Raw genomic sequence first — 12872 nt, forward strand, 5'->3', positions numbered from 1 at the left:
TATAAAGTAATACACGTCTTAAGCGTATGTTACTCACAACTAATTATAACTTTTAGCAAATAGAAATGCATCCCTTGTGTGCTAAAAACAGCTTAGATGCTTATTTCTCAATTTTGGATTGAATATCACGAAATACTTGATCAATATCTTGGTTTCCATCAACGGTTACAAGATATCCTTTATCCTCATAAAAATCTAATAACGGTTTTGTTTGTTCTATATTAACAGATAGACGCTTTTTCACCGTATCAGCTTTATCATCATCTCGTTGGATTAACTGTGAACCATCCTTATCACAAATCCCATCCTCTTTAGGAGGGTTATAAACCACATGATAAGTTGCTCCGCATGTCGGACAAATTCTACGACCAGTTAAACGCTCCACTAATTTTTCTTCTGGTACATCTACATGAAGTACATAATCAATGGTTTCGTTCATATCTTGTAATAAGTCTTGTAAGGCTTCGGCTTGGTTGATCGTTCTTGGGAAACCATCCAATAGAAAACCATTTTTACAGTCGTCCTTATTCAAGCGCTCTCTGACAATTCCAATCGTAACTTCATCTGGAACAAGTTCGCCTTGATCCATATATTCTTTTGCTTTCTTTCCTAGGTCTGTTCCCTCTTTAATAGCTAAACGGAACATATCTCCTGTTGAAATATGAGGGATGTTATATTTTTCATTTATTTTCTCAGCCTGCGTACCTTTACCAGCACCTGGCAGACCCATTAAAATCAAGTTCAACAAATTTCCCCTCGCTCTCATTGTCAGCAAAAATTACTTTATAAACCCTTTGTAGTGACGCTTTACTAACTGACTTTCCAATTGTTTCATCGTTTGCAGGGCTACACCTACAACGATTAACAAACTCGTTCCGCCAATTTGTACAGAAGCAGGTAGATTCGCCATTCCACCAAGGGCAATAGGTAGTACAGATACAGCCGCTAAAAACAATGCACCTACAAACGTTAAACGGTAAAGAACTCTTGTTAAATACGTTTCTGTGTTCTTACCTGGGCGAATCCCCGGGATGTAACCACCTTGTTTTTGTAAATTCTCGGCCATTTGTTCTGGATTAACTTGAACAAAGGTATAGAAATAAGTGAAAGCAATTATTAATGCCACATAGATAACCATACCAATTGGCTGTGTATAATCGAATATACGCTGAATCGTAGCCGCTATTTCATTACCTTCAAAGAAACCGGCAACCGTACTTGGTGCCATTATAAATGCAATCGCAAAGATGACTGGGATTACTCCAGCAGCATTTACTTTTAATGGTAAATGTGTAGAATGTCCGCCAACCGGAGAGCGATTAACAAGTTTTTTCGCGTATTGAATTGGTATTTTGCGCAATGCCTGTTGAATAAAGATAACACCAACCGTCACTGCTACAACTACCAAAGCAATTAGTGCAACAATAACAATATTAATAAACAAATCATCACCAGGATTTACAAAATACTGGCTGTATAATTGTTTCACTCCATTTGGCACAGCTGCAACGATACCTGCAAAAATGATAATGGAAATACCATTACCTACTCCATTTGCAGTGATTTGTTCGCCGAGCCACATCAGAAATGCTGTTCCACTTGTTAAGACAATTGCAATAACAAGGAACTTCATTACGCCAGGGTCTGAGATTAACATACCACCTGCCATTGCATTGAAGCCAATTGACATCGCAATTGCTTGGATAAATGCAAGTACGATCGTGCCGTAACGCGTAACCTGTGCCAATTTCTTCCGACCCGCATCACCTTGCTTTTTCCATTCTGCAAATTTAGGTACAACATCCATTTGCAAGAGTTGCATAATAATAGACGCTGTAATGTAAGGCATAATCCCCATGGCAAGAACTGAAAAGTTTTGTAGTGCTCCCCCACCAAATGTATTTAGAAAACCAAACACATTTTGTGAGCTCATCAATTGATCAAGTGCTTGCTTATCTGTAAACGGCACAGGAATAAATGTGCCTAGACGGAAGACAATTAACATAAGTAATGTGAAGATTATTTTCCGTCTAATGTCACCTACGCGCATAAAATTGGAGATTGTACGGAACATTAGATCACCTCTGTTTGACCGCCCGCTGCCTCGATTGCTTCTTTAGCTGAAGCCGAGAACTTATGAGCTTTTACTGTTAGTTTCTTTTCGATAGCACCATTGCCTAGTACTTTAATACCGGCTTTTAGTTTGCTTACGACACCTTCTTCCAGTAATAGCTCAGGTGTAATTTCTGTGCCGTCTTCAAAACGATTTAACGTATCTAAGTTTACAATAGCAAACTCTTTACGATGGATGTTTGTAAATCCTCGTTTTGGTAAACGTTGGAATAGTGGCATTTGACCACCTTCAAAACCTGGGCGAGTTCCACCGCCTGAACGTGCTTTTTGTCCTTTATGTCCACGTCCTGAAGTTTTACCGTTACCTGATGACATACCGCGACCTACACGATTACGGTTTTTACGTGCACCTTCTGCAGCCTTCAATTCATGAAGTTTCATTCGAGCACCTCCTCTTTACGCTGATTTTAAAATTAAACTTCTTTAACCGTTAGTAAATGAGATACTTTATCTACCATGCCGCGAAGCGCTGGAGTATCTTCATGAACAACTGATTGACGAATTTTTTTTAAGCCTAATGCTTGAACAGTTTTCTTTTGTGCTTCTGTTCCACCAATAACACTGCGCGTGAGGGTGATTTCTAGTTTTTTAGACATAACAGTTCCCTCCTTATCCTAACAGTTCTTCTACAGACTTTCCACGTAGTTTTGCTACATCTTCTGCACGCTTCAAGTTTGATAGTCCATTTAATGTTGCACGGATCATATTAATCGGTGTATTTGAACCGAGTGATTTCGTTAGAATATCACCTACACCAGCAAGTTCTAAGATTGCACGAACTGGTCCACCAGAGATAACTCCAGTACCTTCTGTTGCTGGTTTTAATAATACATTACCTGAACCATATTGACCATGAATTTCATGCGGAATAGTAGTTCCAACAATTGGTACTGAAATTAAATTTTTCTTTGCATCATCAACTGCTTTTTTAATTGCTTCTGGTACTTCTTGAGCTTTCCCTGTACCAAAACCTACATGACCATTTTTATCACCGACAACTACTAGAGCTGCAAAACGGAAACGACGTCCACCTTTTACAACTTTTGCAACACGGTTGACCGTAACAACACGTTCTTCAAGATCTAATTTGTTCGGATCAATGTTTTTACTCATGTATGTCCCTCCTTTATCGATTAAAATTCAAGACCTGCTTCTCTTGCAGCATCTGCCAAAGCTTTCACACGTCCATGATAAAGGTAGCCTCCGCGATCGAAAACAACCGATTTGTAACCTTTATCCTGAGCACGTTTAGCAATCATTTCTCCGACCTGCTTTGCCGCTTCTACATTGCTTGTAGAGCCTGCATTCAGTTCATTATCTTTCGTAGAAGCACTTGCAACAGTAACTCCTTCTATATCATCAATCAATTGTACATAGATGTGTTTATTTGAACGATATACGTTTAGACGCGGACGCTCTTGTGTGCCGAAAAGACTTTTACGTACACGTGCGTGCCTTCTTTTACGTACAACATTTTTGTCAGGTTTTGTAATCATTTAGGTCACTCCTTTCTGCTCCCTAACTATTCTTACTTAGCAGTTTTACCTTCTTTACGACGTACATATTCACCTTCATAGCGAATCCCTTTACCTTTATACGGTTCAGGAGGACGAATTGCTCTAATGTTAGAAGCAACAGCGCCAACTAATTCTTTATCAATACCTTTTACAACGATTTGTGTATTCTTCGGTACTTCAATTTCAATTCCGTCGATTGGATCTAGTTCAACAGGGTGTGAGTAACCTGCGTTAATCACAACTTTATTGCCTTGTTTTAGAGCACGGTAACCAACCCCGATAATTTCAAGAGATTTTTCAAACCCTTTACTTACACCTTCAACCATGTTGTTGATAAGGCTACGAGTCGTTCCGTGTAGAGCGCGGTGATCTTTGTGATCACTTGGACGTTCTAACGTAATCACGTTATCTTCCATATTAACTTTAATATCTGGATGTAGATCTCTAGTTAATTCACCTTTAGGTCCTTTAACTGTTACTACCGTACCATCGAATTTTACTTCTACACCTTGGGGAATTTCAATCGGTTTAAGTCCTATACGAGACATCCCATGCACCTCCTCATCAATAAATGTTCAATTACCAGACATATGCAATTACTTCGCCACCAACTGCTTGAGAACGAGCTTCTTTGTCAGAAAGCACACCTCTAGAAGTGGAAACGATAGCAATACCTAAACCGTTAAGTACGCGAGGTACTTCATTAGCTTTTGCATAGACACGTAGTCCTGGTTTACTAATACGTTTGATACCTGTAATTACTCGCTCTTCGTTTACACCGTATTTAAGGAAAATACGCAGAATACCTTGCTTGCTGTCTTCAACAAGCTCATAGTCAGAAACAAAACCTTCACGTTTCAGGATGTCTGCGACCTCTTTTTTCATTTTAGAAGCAGGAAGCTCTAACTTTTCATGTTTTACCATGTTAGCATTACGAATACGAGTTAGCATATCTGCGATTGGATCTGTCATAACCATTAATCATTACCTCCTTCCCGAATCGGGGTTTACCAGCTTGCTTTTTTGACACCAGGAATTTGACCTTTATAGGCAAGTTCGCGGAAACAAATACGGCAAAGTTTAAATTTACGGATTACAGAATGTGGACGACCACAACGCTCACAACGTGTATACTCACGTACTTGATATTTTTGTGGACGTTTTTGTTTTGCAATCATGGATTTTTTAGCCACAATTTTCCCTCCTTGTATTAGCTCTTTGGCTTATTTTTGGAAAGGCATGCCTAGTTGAGCCAGAAGTTCACGAGCTTCTTCGTCAGTATTAGAGCTTGTTACGATAACAATATCCATACCACGAACCTTGTTTACTTTATCATAATTAATTTCTGGGAAAATTAGTTGTTCTTTAACACCTAATGTGTAATTTCCACGACCATCAAAAGCCTTTTTAGAGATACCACGGAAGTCACGTACACGTGGAAGTGATACTGCAATTAGCTTTTGAAGAAATTCGTACATACGCTCTCCGCGAAGGGTTACTTTAGCGCCGATTGGCATACCTTCACGTAGACGGAATCCAGCGATAGATTTCTTAGCACGAGTTATCATTGGTTTTTGACCAGAAATTAACGCAAGCTCTTCGACAGCGTTATCCAAAGCTTTCGAGTTCTGTACTGCATCACCAACACCCATGTTAATAACAATTTTTTCGATTGCTGGTACTTGCATAACAGATTCATAATTAAATTTATTCATTAAAGATGGTAATACTTCATCTTGGTACTTTGTTTTCAATTGATTCATCATGTGGCCCTCCTTTCGCCTGAAACTATTTATCTAACGCTTCACCGGATTTTTTAGCGATGCGGACTTTCTTTCCATCACGTTCTTCATGGCCAACACGAGTTGGTTCTCCGGATTTAGGGTCTATTAGCATTACATTAGAAACATGGATAGCTGCTTCTTGATTCAGAATACCGCCTTGCGGATTCTCTTGTGAAGGTTTCGCATGTTTTTTAATCATGTTGATTCCTTCTACGAGCACACGATCCTTCTTGGGAAATGCTTCTAAGATAGTGCCTTCTTTTCCACGGTCTTTACCGGAAATAACTTTTACTTTATCACCTTTTTTTACATGCATGCTTAACGCACCTCCTAACAAGGCTAATTTTTAAGCTTATAATACTTCTGGAGCAAGAGATACGATTTTCATGAATTTTGCTTCACGTAATTCACGTGCGACTGGTCCGAAGATACGAGTTCCTCTTGGACTTTTATCATCACGAACAATTACCGCTGCATTTTCATCAAAACGAATATATGATCCATCTTTACGGCGTGCACCAGATTTTGAACGTACGATGACAGCTTTAACAACTTCACCTTTTTTGACAACGCCTCCTGGTGTTGCTTCTTTTACAGTACAAACAATAACATCACCAATATTAGCAGTCTTGCGTCCAGATCCACCCAACACCTTAATGGTCAACAATTCACGTGCACCAGAGTTATCTGCAACTTTTAAACGAGTTTCTTGTTGAATCATATCGCTGTGACCTCCCTTCGGATACCTTCCGAGCGAACTTTATTATATAATTACCGCTTCTTCAACGATTTCAACGAGACGAAAACGTTTAGTAGCTGATAGCGGACGAGTTTCCATGATACTTACGATATCACCAGTTTTTGCTTGGTTATTCTCATCATGTGCTTTGAATTTTTTAGAATACTTAACACGTTTACCGTACAATTTATGAAACTTATAAGTTTCAACTAAAACAGTGATTGTTTTATCCGACTTGTCAGAAACAACACGGCCTGTGTAAAGTTTACGATTATTACGTTCAGTCATTTTGAGGGTAACCTCCTCTCAGATTTCTAGTTATTTACGCTAAGTTCACGTTGGCGTACAACAGTTTTAAGGCGAGCAATTGTTTTTCTTACTTCACGAATACGTGCCGTATTTTCCAATTGACCAGTCGCAAGTTGGAAACGCAAATTAAATAACTCTTCTTTTAACGATTTCACTTTTTGTTCAATTTCGGCAGTGGTTAGTTCTCTAATTTCATTAGCCTTCATTGCTTTCACCACCAATTTCTTCACGTTTTACAAACTTAGTTTTAATCGGAAGTTTATGAGAAGCAAGACGCAACGCTTCGCGAGCAACCTCTTCTGATACACCTGCGATTTCAAACATAATTTTTCCTGGTTTCACTACTGCTACCCATCCTTCAGGAGCACCTTTACCGGAACCCATACGAACTTCTAGGGGTTTTGCAGTGTATGGTTTATCAGGAAAGATTTTGATCCAAACTTTACCGCCACGTTTCATGTAACGTGTCATTGCAATACGAGCAGCTTCGATTTGACGACTAGTGATCCAAGTAGCTTCTGTTGCTTGTAAACCATATTCACCAAAAGCCACAGTAGTGCCACCTTTAGCTTGGCCTCTCATTTTACCACGATGTTGTTTACGATATTTCACACGTTTAGGCATTAACATAATGCATTGCCCCCTTCCTTATTTTTCTGATTTAGTTGGAAGGACTTCTCCACGATAGATCCACACTTTAACACCTAATTTACCATAGGTTGTGTCTGCTTCTGCTGTGCCATAATCGATGTCAGCACGAAGTGTGTGTAGTGGTACTGTTCCTTCGCTATAATGTTCCGCACGAGCGATATCTGCTCCACCAAGACGACCAGATACTTGTGTTTTAATCCCTTTAGCCCCAGCGCGCATTGCACGTTGAATAGATTGTTTCTGAGCACGACGGAAAGAAATACGATTCTCTAATTGACGAGCAATATTTTCAGCAACTAACGTCGCATCTAAGTCTACTTTTTTAATTTCTACGATATTGATATGAACTCGCTTGCCAGTTAAGCTGTTCAATGATTTACGTAGCGCTTCTACTTCTGAACCGCCTTTACCGATTACCATTCCTGGTTTTCCAGTATGAATTGTAATGTTTACACGGTTTGCTGCACGCTCAATGTCGATAGAAGAAACAGCAGCAATTGATAGACGGTTTTCAAGATATTCTCTTATTTTAATATCTTCATGTAGTAAGTCTGCATAATCTTTGCCTGCGTACCATTTAGACTCCCAGTCTTTAATAATACCGACACGAAGACCCGTTGGATTTACTTTTTGACCCACTGACTATCCCTCCTTCTTTTCTGTTACCACAACTGTAATGTGGCTAGTGCGTTTGTTGATTCTACTTGCACGTCCTTGTGCACGTGGACGGAAACGTTTCAAAGTAGCACCTTCATTGACATATGCTTCTGAAATCACTAGATTGTCTGTATCCATCTCATAATTATGTTCTGCATTAGCTACAGCAGAATTTAATACTTTTTCTACGACTGGAGAAGCACCGCGTTGTGTATGGCGTAATATCGCAATTGCTTCACCAACATTTTTTCCTCGAATAAGATCAACGACTAAACGTACTTTACGAGGAGCAATACGAACCGATTTAGCAACGGCTTTAGCTTGCATGTTGTGTGCCTCCTCTCATTAGCGTTTTGTTTTCTTATCGTCGCCACCGTGCCCTCTGTAAGTGCGTGTTGGCGCGAATTCTCCTAATTTATGTCCAACCATATCTTCTGTGATGTAAACCGGTACATGTTTGCGTCCGTCATACACAGCAATGGTGTGGCCAACAAAAGTAGGGAATATAGTAGAACGGCGTGACCAAGTCTTAATTACTTGTTTTTTGTCACTTTCATTTAACGTTTCAATCTTTGACATCAGATGGTCATCTGCAAAAGGTCCTTTTTTCAAACTACGACCCATGGATAAACCTCCTTTCGCAATTGAGAGACGGGTGATGTCCCGCCACTAGATTTAACTATTTTTTACGCTTACGAACGATATATTTATCACTTGGCTTATTACGTTGACGCGTTTTATATCCAAGTGTTGGTTTACCCCAAGGTGACATTGGTGACTTACGACCGATAGGAGCACGTCCTTCACCACCACCGTGCGGGTGATCATTAGGGTTCATTACAGATCCGCGTACAGTTGGGCGTTTGCCTAACCAACGAGAACGACCTGCTTTTCCAACACGTACAAGTTCATGCTCAATATTACCAACTTGACCTACAGTTGCGCGACAAGTAGATAGAATTAAACGAACTTCTCCTGATGCTAGACGAACCAACGTATATTTGTCTTCACGTCCAAGAATTTGAGCATCCGCTCCAGCTGAACGTGCTAGTTGCCCACCACGACCTGGTTTCAACTCGACATTGTGAATAATTGTACCGACAGGAATGTTAGCCAGTGGCAAAGCATTACCAAGTTTGATATCAGCATTTTCGCCAGACTCTATTTCCTGACCTACTTTTACTCCTTTAGGGGCAAGGATATAACGTTTTTCACCATCAGCATAGTTAATTAACGCAATGTTAGCTGAACGGTTTGGATCATATTCAACAGTAGCAACGCGTCCTGGTATACCATCTTTATCACGTTTGAAGTCAATGATACGGTATTGACGCTTGTGGCCGCCACCTTGATGACGAACAGTTAATTTCCCTTGATTATTACGACCGCCGCGTTTGTAAACAGGGCTTAAAAGGGATTTTTCAGGCGTATCTGTAGTGATTTCAGCAAAGTCAGATACGGACATATTACGTCTACCATTGGACGTTGGTTTAAACTTTTTAATCGCCATCTTTTTTCCCTCCTTTTACGAATTTCTTTTTTTATGCTTCAAAGAAGTCTAGTTCTTTACTATCTTCCGAAAGCTCGACAATAGCTTTTTTACGATCTGGGCGATATCCACCGTAACGACCCATACGCTTAAACTTACCTTTTAGGTTTAATGTGTTAACTTTTACAACCTTCACTCCGAAAACTAATTCTACAGCATTCTTAATTTCTGTTTTGTTTGCTTTTGGAGCTACCTCAAACGTGTATTTTTTTTCTGCCATTAAATCAGCTGAATGCTCCGTAATGACAGGGCGCTTTATAATATCACGTGGATCTTTCATTATGCAAGCACCTCCCCTGCTTTTTCAGCTGCATCCTTCGTTAGGATCAGCTTGTCATGTCCAAGCAAGTCTAGAACATTTAATTCTTCAACAGTTAATACAGTTACTGATTGAAGATTATTTGCTGAACGGATGACTGTTTCGTCTTTCTCAGCAACTACAATCAAAGCTTTCGTATCAATGCTCAAAGCTTCTAACATTTTTACTACTTCTTTTGTTTTTGGAGCATCCATTGCAATACCTTCCAAAACAACAAGATTATCTTCTTTTACTTTTGAAGACAATGCAGATTTCATTGCTAAACGACGTACTTTCTTCGGTAATTTATAGCTATAGCTGCGTGGAGTTGGTCCGAATACAGTTCCACCACCTACCCATTGCGGTGAGCGGATAGATCCTTGACGTGCACGACCAGTTCCTTTTTGGCGCCATGGTTTGCGACCACCGCCACGAACTTCAGAACGGTTTTTAACCGCATGCGTCCCTTGGCGTGTAGATGCACCTTGCATAACTACTGCTTCATGTAAAACATGCGTATTTGGCTCAATACCGAATACAGCATCGTTCAATTCTAAATCGCCAGCTTGTGTACCGTCTTGTTTCAATAGTGCTACTTTAGGCATGACATATCCTCCCTTCGTGTGTATGATTAGTTAGCCTTAATAGTACTTGTTATTTTCACGAATGATTTTTTCGCTCCAGGGACATTCCCTTTCACTAATAGAAGATTACTTTCTTCGTCTACTTTTACAACCTCAAGGTTTTGAATCGTTACTTGATCTCCACCCATACGTCCCGGAAGAGGTCTTCCTTTAAATACGCGCATTGGGTCAATAGAACCAAGTGCACCAGGACTTCTGTGGAAATGGGAACCATGGGACATTGGGCCACGTTGTTGGTTGTGACGCTTAATTGAACCTTGGAATCCTTTCCCTTTCGTTGTACCAGTAACATCGATTTTTTCTCCTGCTTCAAAAACATTCACGCTGATTTCTTGACCTACTTCATGTTCGTCAAGATTTGCGTTACGGATTTCACGAACGTAGCGCTTAGGGGTTGTGTTTGCTTTTTCAGCATGACCTTTTTCCGCCTTATTAGTACGTGATTCCTTTACATCAGCAAAACCGAGTTGTAGTGCTTCATAACCGTCATTTTCCATTGTTCTTTTTTGCAAAACAACATTTGGCTCAGCTTGAATTACTGTTACGGGAATTAATTCACCAGTTTCAGAGAAAAGCTGAGTCATGCCGATTTTACGACCTAAGATTCCTTTCGTCATCCGTTACACCTCCTATTTATAAAAAAGAATTATAATTTGATTTCAATATCCACACCAGATGGTAAGTCAAGACGCATTAGTGAATCGACCGTTTGCGGTGTAGGGTTAACAATATCGATTAGACGTTTATGTGTACGCATTTCGAATTGCTCACGTGAATCCTTGTATTTATGAACCGCACGTAATACAGTGTAAACTGATTTTTCTGTAGGCAACGGAATTGGACCAGAAACATTTGCTCCGGAACGTTTCGCTGTGTCTACAATCTTTTCAGCTGATTGATCTAAAATACGGTGATCATAAGCTTTCAAACGGATTCTAATTTTTTCTTTTGCCATTATTTTCCCTCCTTTTTTCGCCCATATTTCGTATAGACATACTCCGCGGAAATTTCTTAACCACTCGCCATGGCAAAGGGGCCGGGTGTGCCAACAACCTTCCGCTTCATCGCCTCTGATGACCAACATTCTTATTATATAGAATATAGCTGGTCAATGCAACCCTTTATCGATAATTTATAGGTAATTGCACATTTATGTATTATACTTGTTATAGCTAGTGATTGCAAGGGATGAAAGAAATTTTCTATTAGTAGTAAGCAGAAATTTTTAGCAATCTGCAAGTTTCATTTCTGAGTTAAGGTTTCTTGCACTAAAAAGCATGCTATAAATAGGTTTAGACCTTGTTGAGAAGTTCAAAAAAATAATACGAAATCAACATAATAAAAAACCGCAGATGAATGTTACATCTACGGTTTTTTTAATTACTCGTTAATTTCAGTTACAACGCCAGATCCAACTGTACGTCCGCCTTCACGAATAGAGAAGCGAGTACCATCTTCAATAGCGATTGGAGAAATAAGCTCTACAGTCATTTCAATGTTATCTCCAGGCATAACCATTTCAGTACCTTCTGGTAGAGTGATAACACCAGTTACGTCAGTAGTACGGAAATAGAATTGTGGACGATAGTTTTGGAAGAACGGAGTATGACGTCCACCTTCTTCTTTAGATAGTACGTAAACTTCAGATTTAAATTTCGTGTGTGGAGTGATTGAACCTGGTTTAGCCAACACTTGTCCACGGTTGATATCATCACGTGCTACACCACGTAGTAGTGCACCAATGTTATCGCCAGCTTCAGCGTAATCTAGAAGCTTACGGAACATTTCTACACCAGTTACAGTAGTTTTAGCAGCTTTTTCGTTAAGGCCGATGATTTCAACATCATCACCAACACGTACTTCACCACGTTCTACACGACCAGTAGCAACTGTACCACGACCAGTGATTGAGAATACGTCCTCAACTGGCATCATGAATGGTTTATCTTTGTCACGGTCTGGAGTTGGAATGTACTCATCAACTGCAGCCATAAGTTCAACGATTTTCTCTTCGTATTCTGCATCTCCTTCAATTGCTTTAAGGGCAGAACCTTTGATTACTGGTACATCATCACCAGGGAAATCGTATTCTGTTAATAGGTCACGAACTTCCATTTCAACAAGTTCAAGAAGCTCTTCGTCATCTACCATATCTGTTTTGTTAAGGAATACAACGATGGAAGGTACCCCAACGTTTTTAGATAGTAGGATGTGCTCACGAGTTTGTGGCATTGGACCATCTGCAGCAGATACTACTAGGATAGCGCCGTCCATTTGAGCAGCACCAGTGATCATGTTTTTAACATAGTCAGCGTGTCCTGGGCAGTCAACGTGTGCATAGTGACGAGTGTCAGTTTCATATTCTACGTGAGAAGTTGCGATAGTGATTCCACGCTCTTTCTCTTCTGGCGCGTTATCGATTTGGTCATAAGCCATTTCAGTACCTTTACCAGATTTTTTGTGCATTACAATTGTAATTGCTGCAGTTAACGTAGTTTTACCATGGTCAACGTGTCCAATTGTACCAACGTTCACGTGACTTTTAGAGCGATCGAACTTTTCTTTAGCCATTTATAGTTCCTCCTTTAAAT

General features: G+C 39.9%; 24 protein-coding genes. All 24 read right to left on the minus strand.

All coding sequences use genetic code 11. The features are described from left to right. Positions 1-100: 100 nt before the first annotated feature. On the minus strand, positions 101-745 hold the full coding sequence (locus BN990_RS17920; RefSeq protein ID WP_021292691.1) for an adenylate kinase: 645 nt from the start codon (positions 743-745) through the stop codon (positions 101-103). A gap of 33 nt (positions 746-778) precedes the next feature. Beyond that, positions 779-2074, minus strand: coding sequence for a preprotein translocase subunit SecY (gene secY / locus BN990_RS17925; RefSeq protein ID WP_021292692.1), 1296 nt, complete (start codon positions 2072-2074; stop codon positions 779-781). Further along, complete coding sequence (rplO, locus tag BN990_RS17930) at positions 2074-2514, minus strand: 50S ribosomal protein L15 (protein WP_021292693.1); 441 nt, start codon at positions 2512-2514, stop codon at positions 2074-2076. The genes secY and rplO overlap by 1 nt, the downstream gene beginning before the upstream one ends. A 32-nt stretch (positions 2515-2546) precedes the next feature. Beyond that, a complete protein-coding gene (gene rpmD, locus BN990_RS17935) occupies positions 2547-2729 on the minus strand; it encodes a 50S ribosomal protein L30 (protein ID WP_021292694.1) in 183 nt (60 codons plus the stop codon). 13 nt (positions 2730-2742) lie between these two features. After that, positions 2743-3246: a 30S ribosomal protein S5 gene (rpsE, locus tag BN990_RS17940; protein WP_021292695.1), complete on the minus strand. Its 504-nt coding sequence runs from the start codon at positions 3244-3246 to the stop codon at positions 2743-2745. A 20-nt stretch (positions 3247-3266) separates the two neighbouring features. Next, a complete protein-coding gene (gene rplR / locus BN990_RS17945) occupies positions 3267-3629 on the minus strand; it encodes a 50S ribosomal protein L18 (protein ID WP_021292696.1) in 363 nt (120 codons plus the stop codon). A gap of 32 nt (positions 3630-3661) precedes the next feature. Continuing rightward, positions 3662-4198 carry a 50S ribosomal protein L6 gene (rplF, locus tag BN990_RS17950; protein WP_021292697.1) on the minus strand — a complete coding sequence of 179 codons (537 nt, stop codon included), beginning with the start codon at positions 4196-4198 and terminating at the stop codon, positions 3662-3664. Positions 4199-4229: 31 nt separating this feature from the next. Beyond that, positions 4230-4628, minus strand: coding sequence for a 30S ribosomal protein S8 (gene rpsH, locus BN990_RS17955; protein WP_021292698.1), 399 nt, complete (start codon positions 4626-4628; stop codon positions 4230-4232). 29 nt (positions 4629-4657) lie between these two features. Beyond that, complete coding sequence (locus BN990_RS17960) at positions 4658-4843, minus strand: type Z 30S ribosomal protein S14 (RefSeq protein ID WP_019375521.1); 186 nt, start codon at positions 4841-4843, stop codon at positions 4658-4660. Between the two features lie 30 nt (positions 4844-4873). Further along, the gene (gene rplE, locus BN990_RS17965) at positions 4874-5413 is read right to left on the minus strand and encodes a 50S ribosomal protein L5 (protein WP_031335901.1); all 540 of its coding nucleotides are present in this window, start codon (positions 5411-5413) and stop codon (positions 4874-4876) included. 25 nt (positions 5414-5438) lie between these two features. Next, a complete protein-coding gene (rplX, locus tag BN990_RS17970; protein ID WP_021292700.1) occupies positions 5439-5750 on the minus strand; it encodes a 50S ribosomal protein L24 in 312 nt (103 codons plus the stop codon). 36 nt (positions 5751-5786) lie between these two features. Then, on the minus strand, positions 5787-6155 hold the full coding sequence (rplN, locus tag BN990_RS17975) for a 50S ribosomal protein L14 (protein ID WP_021292701.1): 369 nt from the start codon (positions 6153-6155) through the stop codon (positions 5787-5789). A 42-nt stretch (positions 6156-6197) separates the two neighbouring features. Then, on the minus strand, positions 6198-6461 hold the full coding sequence (gene rpsQ, locus BN990_RS17980; RefSeq protein WP_021292702.1) for a 30S ribosomal protein S17: 264 nt from the start codon (positions 6459-6461) through the stop codon (positions 6198-6200). Between the two features lie 26 nt (positions 6462-6487). Beyond that, entirely contained in the window at positions 6488-6688 is a 201-nt protein-coding gene (gene rpmC / locus BN990_RS17985) for a 50S ribosomal protein L29 (protein WP_021292703.1), read from the minus strand. Beyond that, positions 6678-7112 (minus strand): 50S ribosomal protein L16, encoded by a 435-nt coding sequence (rplP, locus tag BN990_RS17990; protein ID WP_021292704.1) that lies wholly within the window; start codon positions 7110-7112, stop codon positions 6678-6680. The genes rpmC and rplP overlap by 11 nt, the downstream gene beginning before the upstream one ends. A gap of 18 nt (positions 7113-7130) precedes the next feature. Then, entirely contained in the window at positions 7131-7772 is a 642-nt protein-coding gene (rpsC, locus tag BN990_RS17995; protein ID WP_021292705.1) for a 30S ribosomal protein S3, read from the minus strand. Between the two features lie 3 nt (positions 7773-7775). Further along, a complete protein-coding gene (rplV, locus tag BN990_RS18000; protein ID WP_021292706.1) occupies positions 7776-8117 on the minus strand; it encodes a 50S ribosomal protein L22 in 342 nt (113 codons plus the stop codon). An 18-nt stretch (positions 8118-8135) separates the two neighbouring features. Beyond that, on the minus strand, positions 8136-8414 hold the full coding sequence (gene rpsS, locus BN990_RS18005) for a 30S ribosomal protein S19 (protein ID WP_021292707.1): 279 nt from the start codon (positions 8412-8414) through the stop codon (positions 8136-8138). 55 nt (positions 8415-8469) lie between these two features. Continuing rightward, complete coding sequence (gene rplB / locus BN990_RS18010; RefSeq protein WP_021292708.1) at positions 8470-9300, minus strand: 50S ribosomal protein L2; 831 nt, start codon at positions 9298-9300, stop codon at positions 8470-8472. 31 nt (positions 9301-9331) lie between these two features. Further along, on the minus strand, positions 9332-9619 hold the full coding sequence (rplW, locus tag BN990_RS18015; RefSeq protein ID WP_021292709.1) for a 50S ribosomal protein L23: 288 nt from the start codon (positions 9617-9619) through the stop codon (positions 9332-9334). Next, positions 9619-10242 (minus strand): 50S ribosomal protein L4, encoded by a 624-nt coding sequence (gene rplD / locus BN990_RS18020; protein WP_021292710.1) that lies wholly within the window; start codon positions 10240-10242, stop codon positions 9619-9621. The genes rplW and rplD overlap by 1 nt, the downstream gene beginning before the upstream one ends. Before the next feature lie 26 nt (positions 10243-10268). Next, complete coding sequence (gene rplC, locus BN990_RS18025; protein WP_021292711.1) at positions 10269-10898, minus strand: 50S ribosomal protein L3; 630 nt, start codon at positions 10896-10898, stop codon at positions 10269-10271. Positions 10899-10927: 29 nt separating this feature from the next. Next, positions 10928-11236: a 30S ribosomal protein S10 gene (rpsJ, locus tag BN990_RS18030; RefSeq protein ID WP_021292712.1), complete on the minus strand. Its 309-nt coding sequence runs from the start codon at positions 11234-11236 to the stop codon at positions 10928-10930. Between the two features lie 425 nt (positions 11237-11661). Next, positions 11662-12852, minus strand: coding sequence for an elongation factor Tu (gene tuf / locus BN990_RS18035; RefSeq protein ID WP_021292713.1), 1191 nt, complete (start codon positions 12850-12852; stop codon positions 11662-11664). Positions 12853-12872 lie beyond the last annotated feature (20 nt).

The sequence above is a fragment of the Virgibacillus salexigens genome, from assembly GCF_000723585.1.
GTDB classification, from domain to species: Bacteria; Bacillota; Bacilli; order Bacillales; family Amphibacillaceae; genus Virgibacillus; species Virgibacillus salexigens.